The sequence below is a fragment of the Chryseobacterium koreense CCUG 49689 genome (assembly GCF_001045435.1).
Lineage (GTDB): Bacteria > Bacteroidota > Bacteroidia > Flavobacteriales > Weeksellaceae > Kaistella > Kaistella koreensis.
Genome location: NZ_LFNG01000007.1, coordinates 1 through 14,733, shown reverse-complemented (window position 1 = coordinate 14,733; position 14,733 = coordinate 1). Strand labels below are relative to the sequence as shown.

At 33.4% G+C, this 14,733-nt stretch carries 13 protein-coding genes; 12 read left to right on the top strand and 1 reads right to left on the bottom strand.

Annotated elements, in window-relative coordinates; translation table 11 throughout:
• The 4 genes from ACM44_RS06390 (at nucleotide 1) to ACM44_RS06375 (ending at nucleotide 4,620) form a co-directional block, all read left to right on the top strand.
• Nucleotides 1-546 carry a hypothetical protein gene (locus tag ACM44_RS06390; protein WP_048499206.1) on the top strand — a complete coding sequence of 182 codons (546 nt, stop codon included), beginning with the start codon at nucleotides 1-3 and terminating at the stop codon, nucleotides 544-546.
• 300 nt (nucleotides 547-846) lie between these two features.
• Nucleotides 847-2,415 carry a type I restriction-modification system subunit M gene (locus ACM44_RS06385; RefSeq protein ID WP_048499205.1) on the top strand — a complete coding sequence of 523 codons (1,569 nt, stop codon included), beginning with the start codon at nucleotides 847-849 and terminating at the stop codon, nucleotides 2,413-2,415.
• A gap of 40 nt (nucleotides 2,416-2,455) precedes the next feature.
• On the top strand, nucleotides 2,456-3,649 hold the full coding sequence (locus ACM44_RS06380; protein ID WP_048499204.1) for a restriction endonuclease subunit S: 1,194 nt from the start codon (nucleotides 2,456-2,458) through the stop codon (nucleotides 3,647-3,649).
• Nucleotides 3,650-3,726: 77 nt separating this feature from the next.
• Complete coding sequence (locus tag ACM44_RS06375; protein WP_048499203.1) at nucleotides 3,727-4,620, top strand: Fic family protein; 894 nt, start codon at nucleotides 3,727-3,729, stop codon at nucleotides 4,618-4,620.
• On the opposite strand, the gene ACM44_RS14850 is transcribed toward ACM44_RS06375, so the two are convergent.
• Nucleotides 4,613-5,866, bottom strand: a complete 1,254-nt coding sequence (locus tag ACM44_RS14850) for a restriction endonuclease subunit S (RefSeq protein ID WP_262486473.1) — start codon at nucleotides 5,864-5,866, stop codon at nucleotides 4,613-4,615. The genes ACM44_RS06375 and ACM44_RS14850 overlap by 8 nt on opposite strands.
• 97 nt (nucleotides 5,867-5,963) lie before the next feature.
• On the opposite strand from ACM44_RS14850, the gene ACM44_RS06365 reads away from it, so the two are divergent.
• The 8 genes from ACM44_RS06365 to ACM44_RS06335 all read left to right on the top strand — a co-directional run.
• Nucleotides 5,964-6,887 (top strand): tyrosine-type recombinase/integrase, encoded by a 924-nt coding sequence (locus ACM44_RS06365; RefSeq protein WP_048499202.1) that lies wholly within the window; start codon nucleotides 5,964-5,966, stop codon nucleotides 6,885-6,887.
• Between the two features lie 84 nt (nucleotides 6,888-6,971).
• Entirely contained in the window at nucleotides 6,972-9,827 is a 2,856-nt protein-coding gene (locus ACM44_RS06360) for a type I restriction endonuclease subunit R (protein WP_048499201.1), read from the top strand.
• A gap of 109 nt (nucleotides 9,828-9,936) precedes the next feature.
• Nucleotides 9,937-11,349 (top strand): hypothetical protein, encoded by a 1,413-nt coding sequence (locus ACM44_RS06355; protein WP_048499200.1) that lies wholly within the window; start codon nucleotides 9,937-9,939, stop codon nucleotides 11,347-11,349.
• A 3-nt stretch (nucleotides 11,350-11,352) separates the two neighbouring features.
• On the top strand, nucleotides 11,353-13,098 hold the full coding sequence (locus tag ACM44_RS06350; RefSeq protein WP_048499199.1) for a GmrSD restriction endonuclease domain-containing protein: 1,746 nt from the start codon (nucleotides 11,353-11,355) through the stop codon (nucleotides 13,096-13,098).
• A 107-nt stretch (nucleotides 13,099-13,205) separates the two neighbouring features.
• Entirely contained in the window at nucleotides 13,206-13,853 is a 648-nt protein-coding gene (locus ACM44_RS06345) for a DUF6088 family protein (protein WP_241477150.1), read from the top strand.
• 1 nt (nucleotide 13,854) lies between these two features.
• Nucleotides 13,855-14,007, top strand: a complete 153-nt coding sequence (locus tag ACM44_RS15460) for a hypothetical protein (RefSeq protein WP_168712019.1) — start codon at nucleotides 13,855-13,857, stop codon at nucleotides 14,005-14,007.
• Nucleotides 14,008-14,370: a nucleotidyl transferase AbiEii/AbiGii toxin family protein gene (locus ACM44_RS06340; protein ID WP_083993660.1), complete on the top strand. Its 363-nt coding sequence runs from the start codon at nucleotides 14,008-14,010 to the stop codon at nucleotides 14,368-14,370.
• Between the two features lie 86 nt (nucleotides 14,371-14,456).
• Nucleotides 14,457-14,733: transposase (locus ACM44_RS06335; RefSeq protein ID WP_048499197.1), on the top strand; the 277-nt coding region annotated here is incomplete at its 3' end.

Here is a 14,733-nt window from a genome sequence, read left to right as displayed (position 1 = left end):
ATGGAAAATCAAAACACAACACCAAACGAACCACAAAACGATATTTATGAACTGCTTAGAAAAACTATTGCAACCAATGAAGCAAATGTTCAAGCCCAAAATGAAGCAAAATCCTCTTATTTGGAAGTCAAAAAATTAATTGAATCATTTCAAGATAAGATTCCCGAAAGTGTTGAATTGAAACTCGATGAAGATTCGGCGAAACTATTTCAAGATTTAAAGAACTTATTGCAGGAATTTAAATATTGCACTCAATCGCAGAAAAATTTTTTCTTTGGAAGCATCGGCGTTTTGTTTTTAGCAGTAATCATTTTGTTTGGTACAAATTATTTTGCTTTCCAATGGTACTCCGAAAGCATCCGAGCGAAAAGTGAAATTAAGCAGGAAATTTTGGATGAAATCAAGAGAGGCGGAAAAGCGATTTACAAAATTGAAGACTACAATCAACTTAAATACAACACAGATTTGATGAACAAATGGATGAAGAAAAATCCGAGGGATGGGGAAAAGTTTATGAAATTTAAAGAGGGGTTTGAAAGTAAATGAAAATTGAAGTTCAATTTTGTCCAGTTTATTTACTAAAAAACTGGACATTTTGTTTTGGAACCCCAAAAAATATCTATTTTAAACATTGATTAATTCTGAATAATTATCTTATTTGGCTAAAGGAAACAAATTTCACTTACAGTTGTTTTTTCAATATGTGAAAACCTATTGCAAATTATTTTTTATTTTGATTAAAATAGAATGTACACAGATTAAAATTTTTTGTAAAACATTCTTCCAGTAATTTTTCTTTGACGAGCAACTTTCTTTATCTTTGAGGTTTTACATTAAGGATAAAATATGTCTGAAGAACAGAAAAGACAGTTGCAGCAGCAACTTTGGAATATCGCCAATACTTTACGCGGAAAAATGGATGCCGATGAATTTCGGGATTATATTTTGGGTTTTATTTTCTATAAATATCTTTCCGAGAAAATCCATTTTACTGCAAATAAAATACTACACGATTCAGGAGAAGAAACCGATTATAATGATGTAGATGAAAATTCCGAAGAAGGAAAAGAAATTGTAGAAGCAATTTATGAGGAAATCGTAGAAGATTTGGGTTATTTTCTGAAACCATCTGAACTTTTCAGCAATGTTGCGAAAAAAGGTTACAACAGGGTTGAAGGAGAATCCAATTTTATTTTGCCTGAACTTTCAAAAATCCTCACCAATATTGAACAATCTACACTTGGAACAAGTAGTGAAGACGATTTTGAACATCTTTTTGAGGATTTGGATTTGACTTCTTCCAAACTTGGAAAAACAGAAGACGAGAAAAATACTCTAATCTCCAAAGTATTATATCATTTGGATGAAATTGATTTCAATTTATCCGATTCCAATGCCGATGTTTTGGGTGATGCTTATGAATATTTGATTGCACAATTTGCGAGTGGTGCAGGAAAAAAAGCGGGTGAATTTTACACTCCGCAACAAGTTTCCACCATCTTATCGAGAATTGTGACCAGTAGAAGAAATCAATTGAAATCGGTTTATGATCCGACTTGCGGAAGTGGCTCTTTGCTTTTGCGTGTCGCGAGAGAAGCAAAAGTGAGCGATTTCTACGGTCAGGAAATGAACAGAACGACTTATAACCTTGCACGAATGAACATGATTCTGCACGGAGTAAGTTACAGTAATTTCGATATCAAGCAAGAAGACACTTTGGAGAAACCGCAACACATGGACAAAACTTTTGACGCCATTGTTGCAAATCCACCTTTTTCCGCAAAATGGAGTTCCAATGAACTTTTGTTGCTTGACGAGAGGTTTTCGCAATACGGAAAATTGGCTCCTGCTTCCAAAGCGGATTTTGCATTTATCCAACATATGATTTATCATTTGGACGAGAACGGAATAATGGCGGTGGTAATGCCTCATGGAGTTTTGTTCAGAGGTGCAGCGGAATTAACAATTCGCAAAAATTTGATTAAAGAGAAAAATTATTTGGATGCCGTAATTGGTTTGCCTGCCAATATTTTCTATGGAACAAGTATTCCGACCTGTATTTTGGTGTTTAAGAAATGTCGCGAGCAAGATGAGGATATTTTGTTCATCGATGCGAGCAAGGAATTTGAGAAGCAAAAGAATCAGAATGTGTTGCTCAACAAGCATATAGACAAAATAGTTGAAACTTATCAAAACCGAACAGAAATTGAAAAATTCAGTCATAAAGCGAGTTTGGAAGAGGTTGCAGAAAACGATTACAATTTGAACATTCCAAGATATGTGGATACTTTTGAGGAAGAGGAAGAAATTGATATTCATGCGGTGATGAACGAACTGAAAGAATTGGAGGCGAAACGCAGCGAACTTGATGCTGAAATTAATGTGTATTTAAAAGAATTGGGGTTGGTTTTTTAAAATCCTCAAGTTTTAGAATTAATTTTTCAAAAAAGTCAAGATGAGCGATAAAGATAAAAGTGTAAAAAAATCCCCAAATTTGAGATTTCCTGAATATCAAAATTCATGGGAGACATTAAAATTGAGGGATATTTCTGAAAAAGTAAATGAAAAAAACACAAATAATGATTTGGACTTAGTTTTTTCTAATTCTGCAGTTCAAGGCATTGTTTTACAAAATGATTATTTTGAAAAGAGTATTGCTAATAGAAATAATCTGCAAGGATATTACATCGTAAAACCTCAAGACTTTGTTTATAATCCAAGGATTTCAGCAAATGCTGAAGTCGGAGCAATGAACATAAATAACACATTCAAAACCGGACTTGTTTCCCCATTATATACGGTTTTCAGAATAAAATCTGCAAAAATAACCCCTCAATTTTTAGAAATTTATTTCAAGTCTAAGCATTGGCACAGTCATATGCGAGAAATTGCTAACTACGGTGCGAGAGATGATAGAATGAATATCAAAAACGATGATTTCTATAATATGGATTTGCAAGTTCCACAAAATGATGAACAAATTAAGATTATTTCATTTTTATCTAAAATAATTTTCAGGATAGAAACCCAAAAGAAAACGATTCAAAACTTGGAGTCGCTAATGAATGGCGTAAGAGCAAAAATTTTCAATGATAATGATTTGTTTTTGGGTAATAAGAAACTTCAAGAAATTGGGACTTTTTTTTCAGGAGGAACTCCATTAACCTCAAATAAAAACTATTATGAAGGAACAATTCCTTTTATTAAATCAGGCGAAATAAATTCTCAATCGACAGAACAATTTATATCCTTGGAAGGATTGAAGAACTCATCGGCAAAATTAGTAGAAAAAGGAGATGTTTTAATTGCACTTTATGGGGCTACAAGCGGAGAAGTAGGAGTTAGCAAAATTTCAGGTGCAATAAATCAAGCCATTTTATGTATTCGAACCGAATATAATCCTGTATTTATCGTAAATTACCTAAAATTCAAAAAAGAAGAAATATTAAAAACATTTCTTCAAGGTGGACAAGGAAATTTATCCGCTGATATTATAAAGTCAATTTCAATTCCAATACCCGAAGGAGAAAAGCAAAAACTTATCGTGCAGTTGTTCAGCAATCTCGAAAAGAAACTAGAAATCGAAACCCAAATCCTCGGAAAACTCAACTTGCAAAAGAAATTCTTCCTCCAAAATCTTTTCGTTTAGAATTTTATCGGCATGAATATATAAGTTATTTATATATTTGTATTGCTTTTGCCGATAACGGCAGATTTTGATTTAAAATGAAATATATTTCAGTAAGCGAATTTGCGAGAAAATATAATCTTTCTGAAAGAACGGTTCGAAATTATTGTGCTTTAGGAAAAATTAAAGGTGCTTTTATTACAGGAAAAACATGGAATATTCCAGAAGATTCACTTCCTCCTCAAAAAAACAAATCTAATAAAAAAGAGAAAAGTATTCTGCTCAACATTTTGAAAGAGCAGAAAGAAATGACACTAAAAGGTGGAATTTATCATCGCACGCAAATTGATTTAACTTACAACTCAAACCGAATTGAGGGAAGTAAATTAACACAAGACCAAACCCGCTACATTTTTGAAACCAATACCATCGGTGCGTCTGTAGATAGCATTAATGTTGATGATATTATTGAAACTTCAAACCATTTTCGTTGCATTGATTTCATTATTGATAAAGCAAGTTCTAAACTTTCAGAATCTCTTATTAAAGAATTACATTTTCTTCTAAAATCGGGAACTTCCGATAGTCGAAAGGATTGGTTTAATGTAGGTGAATACAAAAAACTTCCAAATGAAGTTGGCGGAAATGAAACTTGTGTTCCAAAAAATGTTTCTTCCGAAATGAAAAAACTTCTTTATGAATATCATATAATCAAACATAAAACTTTAGAAAACATCATTGATTTTCATTATCGGTTTGAAATGATTCACCCGTTCCAAGACGGAAACGGTCGTGTTGGAAGATTGATTATGTTTAAAGAATGTCTTGCGAACAATATTGTTCCTTTCATCATAACAGACGAACTCAAAATGTTCTATTATCGCGGTTTGCAAGAATGGCAAAATATTCAAGAATATTTGATGGACACTTGCTTATCTGCACAAGATCGTTATAAAGAAATTTTGAATTATTTTGAGATTCCTTTTAGATAAAAAGGTTTTGAAGGAAGTATTTTTTTTGTTGTTCGAGAAGCGCTAAAATTCTTTTTTCAGTTTCAAGCTTTTCTGAGAGACTTGCCAATATATTTGATATTTTTATTTGTTCAGATTCAGTAGGTAAGTTTATTTTTAATTTTAAGAATTCATTTTTGCTCATATTATATCTCGTACTTCCTTGTGCAAGCTTCACTATTGTGTTTCTAAAAACTTTACTTCTAAAAAGGAAACTAGCAAATTTTGGATTTAGGGCTGTATGTGAAAATGTTCGGAAACCAAAGCAAAAACTGTTCATATATGTATCGTCAACTTCCTGTAGCAAAACAGAAGACATTCCGATTTCATTTGCGGTTTCAGATGATACTGTAAAAAAAGCATCACCAAATTTTACCTTGCTCTGATTTTCATTTTCATCAATTTCTACAAATCCACATTCGTTAATATCAATTGTTCTCGAATCAAAAATTTGTTTGTATTGAATGTATCTTTTTCCAGAACCAAAATCTTCTTTGCTTTTACCTGTAAGTCCATTAAATGTTTCTCCTATTTCAGCTAATTTAAAAGTTTTCCATTTTTCATAACTCCCTTTCAATTTTAATTTTTCCTCCATAAAAAGGTTAACAAGTATTTCGATTTGGGAGTTTAACTGATTAATCGTTTTCATTGAACACTCAATTCTCGAATCTAACAAAAAAAGAAAATTGGCTATTTTATTCTGCTCTTCAATTGTAGTAATATGAATCGGTAAGGATTTATATTCTTCAGCATTTATTCCAGGTTGACCAGAGCGCATCGACATTGATAATACCCATTTTTCATACTCATAAGTCAATGTTTGTGAAAAAATAAAGTAAGGATTGTTATTTTTAATGTTAAATCGAATAAGAAAACCTGCGAAAAAAACATTGCCATCGTTTTTATTATACAAGTATGATTTTCCAACACTTGCTCCCGTTCTTGTAAAAAGAACATCTCCTTCATTTAACAAATATTTGGATTCTAAATTACCTTTTGGAGAGCATAAGGGATTTGGATTAAATAGCCGTGTACTTTCATCAATATCTGTAATTCTTATATATTTATTTTCTCCATCATAATTTGTTGCAGCTGCATTCATTCCATACATTATGTTATTAGAAACATCACCTAACTTGTTTGACTCCCAATTCTCTACAAACTCAGGAAAACGAAGTTTAGGGAAATAATTTGGGGAATTTGGGGAGTCGAAAACTTTATCTTCAATGTGTGAAATTGGCGAGAAATTTCACCATTAATTTGTTTTGAAGAAGATAATTTGGAAAGCCACTAACTTTCCAATTTAAAACCTTAATTCAAACTTTATGAACAAAAAAACCATCTCCCAAATCGTCGAATTTTGGAAAGCCGACAAAAAAATGTATGTGAAAAAATCTACACTTTCAGCGTATATCTTGCTGATTGAAAATCACTTGATTCCCGAATTTGGAAGCAATTCTGAAATTGAAGAAGAACAAGTCCAAAAATTTGTCTTCCAAAAATTGGAACAGGGATTAAGTCAGAAAACAGTGAAAGACATTCTCATCGTCCTGAAAATGATTCTCAAATTTGGAGCGAAAAACAAGTGGATTCAGTTTTCGCCTTTTCAAATCCAATACCCAACAGTTCGGGAAAACCAACAGATTGAAGTGCTTTCCAGAACGCATCAGAAAAAAGTGATGAATTTTATTCAGGAGCATTTCACTTTTCGAAATCTTGGAATTTATATTTGTCTTTCGTCGGGGATTCGGATTGGGGAAATTTGCGCTCTGACTTGGGAAGATATTGATACAGACAACGGAATTATACATATTCGCAAAACCATCCAAAGAATTTATGTCATTGAAAATGGAGAACGAAGAACCGAATTGCTTTTGGATTCGCCAAAAACAAAAAATTCCATCCGTGAAATCCCGATGAGCAGAGAATTGTTGCGAATGTTGAAACCTTTCAAGAAAATCGTAAATCCAACTTTTTTCGTTTTAACCAACGATTCTAAACCGACGGAACCTCGAACCTACCGCAGTTATTACAAAAACCTGATGCGACAATTGGAAATTCCTGAAATTAAGTTTCACGGACTTCGACACAGTTTTGCTACTCGTTGCATCGAAAGCAAATGTGATTATAAAACGGTAAGCGTTTTATTAGGGCACTCCAATATTTCCACAACTTTGAATTTGTATGTGCACCCCAATTTGGAACAGAAGAAAAAAGCAATTGACCAAATGTTTCGGGCACTGAAATAAGCGTAAATTTTGTTAAATTTGTAATTAACCTTAAATCTTTGTCGGGTTCGTAATCTGACAAAGATTTTCTTGAAAACTCCATCCATGTCAAGCCAACCCGAATATATTTTAGAACAAAAACTTGTAGAACAACTTCAAGAATTGGGACACAAAAAAGTGACCATAAAAGATGAAAAAGATTTACTGAAAAATCTAAAATTCCAACTTGAAATCCATAATAAAAAGTCGTTTTCTGATAAGGAATTTGAAAAAATCCTCAATCATTTGTCGAAAGGAAATGTTTTTGAAAAAGCAAAAATACTTCGCGACCGATTTCATTTTGTAAAAGATGACGGTACTTCGGAGTGGATAGAGTTCATTAATCAGGAACATTGGTGCCAAAACCAATTTCAAGTTACCAATCAAATTTCGCAGCACGGTGAATACAAAAACCGTTACGATGTCACTATTTTAATCAACGGTCTGCCTTTGGTTCAGATTGAGTTGAAACGCCGTGGTTTGGAGATGAAAGAGGCTTTCAATCAGGTAAACCGTTATCACAAACATTCTTTTTCTTCGGGAAGCGGATTGTTCAATTATGTTCAGATTTTTGTCATCAGCAATGGTGTGAATACAAAATATTATTCTAACAATGCGAAACAATCTTTCAAACAAACTTTTTATTGGTCCGACGAAGAAAATAATACCATTCAAGCACTCGATAAATTTGCACCCGAATTTTTGGAGCCGTGTCACATCGCGAAGATGATTACGAAGTACATCGTCCTCAATCAAACCTATAAAATATTGATGGTTCTTCGTCCGTATCAATATTATGCCGTTGAAAAAATTGTGGAAAGAGTTCGGAATACTGATAAAAACGGATTTATTTGGCATACGACAGGTTCGGGGAAAACGCTGACTTCTTTTAAAGCAAGTCAGATTTTAAGGGAAATTCCAAAGGTTGAAAAAGTGGTTTTTGTGGTAGACAGGAAGGATTTGGATTATCAAACCCAAAAAGAATTTGATGCTTTTGAAAAAGGAAGTGTCGATGCGACGGAGAACACAAGACATTTGGTAAAGCAACTTTCGGATAATACCAAACTGATTGTTACGACTTTGCAAAAACTCAATACCGCAGTTACAAAGGAAAAACACGGCAAAAGAATAGAACATTTAAAAGACAAAAAAGTAGTTTTCATTTTTGATGAATGTCACCGAAGTCAGTTTGGAGAAACGCATCAAAACATCAAGAAATATTTCGAGAAAGCTCAAATGATTGGTTTCACAGGAACACCAATTTCCGAAGTGAATGCCACAGGTAAAATTGATGGAAAACCTGCAACAACCAACCGACTTTTTGAAGATTGCCTTCATAAATATGTGATTACAGATGCCATTCGTGATGAAAATGTTTTGAAATTTTCAGTAGAATATGTTGGGCGTTACAAGGAAAAAGAGGGAAGCAACACCTATATCGATACCGAAGTTGAAGGAATTGATACGCAGGAACTTTTGGAAAGCCCGCAACGATTAGATAAGATTTCAAACTATATCATCTCCGAATACAACCGCAAAACAGGCGACAAAACTTTTAATGCGATGTTTTGTGTGAGCAGTATTGATGTTCTGAAAAAATATTACGATTTGTTTCAGCAGAAAAAATTGGAAGAAACTCACAATTTGAAAATTGCCACGATTTTCAGTTATGCTGCCAACGAAGATTCCCAAGAAGCCGACGGTAATTACGAAGAACCCGATGATTTACGAATGGTTGCCGAAGCTAGACCTGAATACATTTCCACGCACAGCCGAGATGTTTTGGAACGATATATCGGACATTACAATGAAATGTTCGGAACGAATTTCACTACGAAAGACGGACAAAGTTTCTACAATTATTACAATGATGTTGCAAAGAGAGTAAGAAATCGGGAACTGGATTTGATTTTGGTGGTGAATATGTTTCTTACTGGTTTCGACAGTCCGCAACTCAACACGCTTTTTGTAGATAAAAATCTGAAATATCACGGTTTAATTCAAGCATTTTCTAGAACGAACAGAATTTTGAACGAGAAAAAATCCCAGGGTAATATTGTTTGTTTTAGAAATCTAAAATCTGCAACCGACGATGCGGTAACACTTTTCTCTAATAAAGAAGCGATTAAGGAAATCATCATTCAGCCGATTGAGGATTATATCGAACTTTTTAATCTTGCTTTACAAAAATTAAAACTTCTTGCTCCTGAAATAGAAGCTGTTGACCGTTATCAAACGGAGGAAGAAAAGTTTGAATTTATCACTGCTTTCCGTGAATTAATGCGTTTGCTGAATGTTTTGAAATCATTTTCAGATTTCAGTTTTGACCAATTGGAAATGACTGAATTTGAATTTGATGGTTATAAAAGTAAGTATCTTGATATTTGGCAAACCATCAAACCAGGTGGAACAAAGGATAAAGTAAGTATTTTAGATGATATTGATTTTGAGCTGGAACTTATTCATCGAGATGAAATCAATGTTCGGTACATCCTTTCTTTATTGGCAAATCTTAAAGAATCGAGTGATGAAAAACGGGCGCAAAAAATCAAAGAAATTAAGGAAATCATTTCGGGAGATGTGCAGTTAAGAAGCAAAAAAGAACTGATTGAAAAATTCATCGATGAAAACCTTCCTCACATCAACGACAGCGAATCTGTAAACGATGAGTTTGAAAGCTTTTGGAACAAAGAAAAAGTAGAAGCGTTTGAACGCATTGCCGCCGAAGAATCTTTAAATAAAGAAAAATTTCAGGACACCATCAACGATTTTCTCTTTACCGCCAAAACGCCAAAAATTAGTGAAGCATTGAAATTGTTGGAAATAAAACCGAAAATTACCGAACGAAATAATATTGGAAAACGCATCATCCAAAAAGTGCAGGATTTTGTGAATGTGTTTATTGATGGGGTGGAAGGATAAAGATAAACTAAAATAGGATTACAGAATTGAGCCTTGGAAAAGCTTTATTAAATTGTAATCTTAATCATTGTATTAAGGAAATGGTAGATGTGTATCAAAATATAAAATCATGGCAAAAAGATTAAGTGTTAAATTGGGAGTTAATCATTCGGATTTACTTAAATACGGAGTATTTGATGGATTCACAGATATTGACAGTAGATTACATATTGATCCGTCATTATTGAAAAATTGTAAAATTCCCGAATTCTCTGGTTCATATGAAAAGTTTAGAAAGTATTTTTCCGATACAATAAAAATTCTAAAATTCTCAAAGTTTCCTAACGATAGGTTCTTTAAGGATAGTCAAAAAAGACTTACTTTCAAAGAGATTGGAAATACCGCTCTTGGATATTCTGATAGTGGAACAAAAGGAAACGCAATTGGAAAAGTTTTGGCAGGAAATATATTAGCGACTACGAAATTAATATTAGATGCTGGAATTGAAGATCCAGAAATTTTTGAATTAATTGGGGTACTAGAGAAGGGTGTTGGCGCAGATCGAATTAGCGATATGACACTTGCCGTATTGATTCGTGATTTTCTAGAATACACTCAAAGAGTTTCGAAGGATTTGCAAATAAAAACAACAACATTTAAATATGGTAAAGATACTTTTTTGCTTCCAAGTGAATTGCGAAAACCCTTAATTTTTGTCCCAACAACAATTCTAAACGATTTGCCGATGGCAGAAAAATGGTCGGACATAGATGTTGTATGTGCATATAATGAACAATTAAGAAAAGAAGTCAGTGAAATCATCGGTGCAACATGGAAAGATGCAATGAAGATTCACAAAAGTGATTTGAGAAAATATCTCATTGATAATCCAATTGTTTTATCAGACTTAATTCAATCTTATAAAAACAAGCCGAAAAATCCATATAACTTTATAGACGATCCATTGGGAGAAGTTGTTTGGGCTGACTTATCAAGCGTTGTTGCAGAGAAATATCCTTTATTAATTCAGGTTGATCTCACATCTGAAAACATATTTGATATTGTGAAAAAAATCTGTCTTCAATTTGGTTCATTAATAGAGAATAATGGTTGGTTTGAATATTTATATAATGAACAAGGCAAGCTCAAACATGAGAGAGCATCGCAATTATTGTTTTATGGAGTATCTGAAGCTTATTGCGAAGCAAATAATTTGGATTTAAACAGAGAAACAAATGCAGGTGTTGGCTCCTTAGATTTCAAAATCTCTAAAGGATATAATGCAAAGGTAAATGTTGAAATAAAATATTCATCAAATCCAAATTTACTGAAAGGGTTTGAGCGACAATTGCCGACATATAATAGAGCTGAGAAAACAGATCATAGCATTTTATTGGTAATAAAAACCACGGAGAAAAGTTCTTCAATTGACAACCTACTAAAAGTCCAAGAAGTAATGTTGAACAAGAATCCAAATCAAAGAATACCTGAGATTATAGTTATTGATGGAACTCCAAAAAAATCTGCAAGCAAAAGAAAATAATTTATGGCAACACTTTTCAAAGACGTAAAATACAATCTTCAAGGATTAATCAACAATATTGATATGGGAACGATTGGTCTTCCCGATATTCAAAGACCATTCGTTTGGCCCGATACCAAGGTGAGGCAACTTTTCGACAGTTTGTACAAAGGTTATCCGGTTGGATATTTATTATTTTGGGAAAATGCAAACATCAATGGGATCAAAAGTATTGGAACCGAAAAGAAACAGAGAGCAGCACAATTGCTTATCGTTGATGGACAACAACGATTGACTTCACTTTATGCGGTGATTAAAGGTCAGGAAGTTATTCGTGAGAATTATACAAAAACTAAAATTGTTATCGCCTTCAATCCGTTAGAAGAAAAATTTGAAGTTCCAGATGCTGCAATACGAAGAGATCCACGATATTTTCAAAACATTTCAGAAGTTTGGAAAGCAGATGCTGATATTTTTGAAATCACTGACGAGTATATTGAAAATCTGCGAAAGTCGAGAGAATTGTCGGCTGACGAAGTGAGAACAATCCGAAGAAATTTCAACAATCTAAAAAATCTGGAAACTTATCCATTTTCAGTTTTGGAACTTTCACAAGAAATTGATGAAGAACAAGTTGCAGATGTTTTTGTGAGAATCAATTCCCAAGGAAAAACACTAAATCAGGCAGATTTTATTTTGACTTTGATGAGTGTGTTTTGGGATGAAGGCAGAACCAATTTAGAAGAATTTTGTCGTGCAGCAAGACTTCCCTCAACTACAAATGGAACTCCATTCAATTATATCATTGTTCCGAAACCAGACCAAATGCTTCGTGCTGCAGTTGGTTTGGCTTTTAGAAGAGCAAGACTTCAATACATTTATAGTATCTTAAGAGGAAAAGACTTGGAAACAGGTCTGTTTAGCGAGGAAAGAAGAGATCAACAGTTTGAGAGGTTGAAAGTTTCTCAAGCCCAAGCTTTGGATATTACTAATTGGCATGAATTCTTGAAAGCCATTAAACAAGCAGGTTACAGCAATGAAAGTTTTATAAGCTCCAACAACAACATTCTATATTCCTATGTTTTTTTCCTTATCGGAAGAATTGATTACAAAGTAGATTTGTATTTGCTGAAAAAATTGATTGCAAGATGGTTTTTCATGTGTTCCATTACAGGTCGTTACACGGGTTCACCCGAAACAGCGATGGAAATGGATTTGGCAAAACTTCGTTCTGTAAATTCTGCAGAAGAATTTTTGCACACCATCAATGAAATCATTGATTCACAACTCACGAAAGATTTTTGGGAAGTTACTTTACCAATGGATTTAGCAACATCATCTTTCCGTTCACCTTCTTTATTTGCGTATTATGCTTCGCTAAATATTCATGATGCTTACGGATTGTTTTCAAAATTGAAAGTAAATGAGTTGCTTCAATCGGGTTTACGAGCAAACAAATCTGCATTAGAAAGACATCATTTGTTTCCAAAAGCTTGGCTTATGCGAAATGGAATTACCGAACAGCGCGACTACAATCAAATTGCAAATTTTGCTTTGGTAGAATGGAGTGATAATATTGCCATTAGTGATAAAGAGCCGAAAGTTTATCTTCCATTTTATGAAGAGCGATTTGTAGCATCTGATTTAGAACGAATGAAATATTGGCATGCTTTGCCTGAAAACTGGCAAGAAATGGAATACAGAGAGTTTCTAGCTGAAAGAAGAAAGAGGATTGCGAATGTTGTAGAAGATGCTTTTGGGAAATTGTAGTTTTGTAATTTAAATGTTATTCTTCGATATAACCTACTCGTGCTAACTTTGCAACAGTAGTTGCAAAGTTAGCACGAGTAGGTAAAAGATGCAAATTTCATCACAATTTGTCACAAATATTTACTAAATTTGTGACAATAATTTTTAAAAAAGTGACGCAAAACACTCACAGTCAAATGCAAACCAAAATAAGAAAATCTTCCAAGGGAAAAATATTTTTCGCAGAAGATTTTCAAAAATTTGGTAGTGCGGATAACGTCCGTCAAGTTCTTCGTCGATTGGAAGGACAAGGAGTTTTAGTTCGCTTGGCTCATGGAATTTATTTGGTTCCAAAAAAAGATAAACTTCTGGGAATTGTTTATCCAAGCATAGAAAAAATAGCGGAAGAAATTGCAAAAAGAGATAAAGCCAGAATCGCACCTACAGGAGTAATGGCAATGTACCTTTTAGGGCTTTCCACTCAAATTCCTTTACACGCTGTATATTTAACAGATGGTGCACAAAGAGAAATCAATATAGGAAAAAGCAAAATTAAGTTCAAGAAAACCGCTCCAAGGAATTTAGCAGTAAAAGACGAATTGCTTCAATTGATCATTCAAGCATATAAAATTACAGGTGAAAAGCATATTTCAGAAGACTTTGAAGAGAAACTCATTCAATATATTAAAAGAATTGATGACAATATCTTGAATTCTCAGTTAAAATTTGCACCGGTTTGGATTCAAAAAAGAATAAAAAATATTCATCAATCATAAAATGTGGCATCAGCAACTTACGAAGGAACAAAGGATTGAAACTTTAAACCAGTTAGCTTTATCTACTGGTTATATGCCGTTTGCAATAGAAAAAGATTGGTGGGTTTGTATGGTGTTGCGTGCGGTTTTTCAATCTAAATTTAAAAATCAATAAATTTTTAAAGGCGGGACATCCTTGAGTAAAGCCTATCAGATTATCGAACGCTTTTCCGAAGATGTTGATTTGATTATTGATAGAAATTTATTGGGATTTTCTGAAGATCCCGATACGAAAACACAAATGAAGAAACTGCGTAAAACCGCAGGAAAATTTGTAATCTCTGATTTTAGAGAAGAATTAGTATCTCAATTGAAGAAATTGGGTATTTCTGAAAACGATTATGAAATCAAATATTCAGAAGTTGTTGACGACCTTAGCGATCCTAATCATTTGGAGTTAGTTTATAAAAGTGTGATTCCACAAGAAAGTTATGTTCAACAAAGGGTATTAATTGGTCTCTCCTTAAACCACCTATAATTTACTGATTATTAGTATTTTGGGTTTAAAATAGCTTGTTTTTTATTGCAAGAATTTGTATCTTAGAGCTTTAAAACCTTGCAAATATGTTGGGGAAAAATCCAGAAAAGAAGCCAGAATTATTCCGCCCAATGTTGGTGGATTTTATTGACCACGAGCATGAACTTGTTCTACTTTCAGAAAAAATAGATTGGAATTATTTTGAGAAAGAATTTTCGCCCTTGTATTCCAAAGTGGGCAATCCGAGCCATCCGATTCGGTTTATGGTGGGTTGTTTGCTACTGAAACATTTGTATAATTTGGGCGATGAGACGTTGGAAAAAGCCTGGATCATGAATCCTTATATGCAGCATTTTTGTGGCA

Bases quoted from the DNA above. Each gene is read 5' to 3' on its own strand.
- ACM44_RS06350 (WP_048499199.1), top strand. From the start codon at position 11,353: ATGGCAACACTTTTCAAAGACGTAAAATACAATCTTCAAGGATTAATC.
- ACM44_RS06375 (WP_048499203.1), top strand. From the start codon at position 3,727: ATGAAATATATTTCAGTAAGCGAATTTGCGAGAAAATATAATCTTTCT.
- ACM44_RS15460 (WP_168712019.1), top strand. From the start codon at position 13,855: ATGTGGCATCAGCAACTTACGAAGGAACAAAGGATTGAAACTTTAAAC.
- ACM44_RS06380 (WP_048499204.1), top strand. From the start codon at position 2,456: ATGAGCGATAAAGATAAAAGTGTAAAAAAATCCCCAAATTTGAGATTT.
- ACM44_RS06365 (WP_048499202.1), top strand. From the start codon at position 5,964: ATGAACAAAAAAACCATCTCCCAAATCGTCGAATTTTGGAAAGCCGAC.
- ACM44_RS06385 (WP_048499205.1), top strand. From the start codon at position 847: ATGTCTGAAGAACAGAAAAGACAGTTGCAGCAGCAACTTTGGAATATC.
- ACM44_RS06360 (WP_048499201.1), top strand. From the start codon at position 6,972: ATGTCAAGCCAACCCGAATATATTTTAGAACAAAAACTTGTAGAACAA.
- ACM44_RS06390 (WP_048499206.1), top strand. From the start codon at position 1: ATGGAAAATCAAAACACAACACCAAACGAACCACAAAACGATATTTAT.
- ACM44_RS06355 (WP_048499200.1), top strand. From the start codon at position 9,937: ATGGCAAAAAGATTAAGTGTTAAATTGGGAGTTAATCATTCGGATTTA.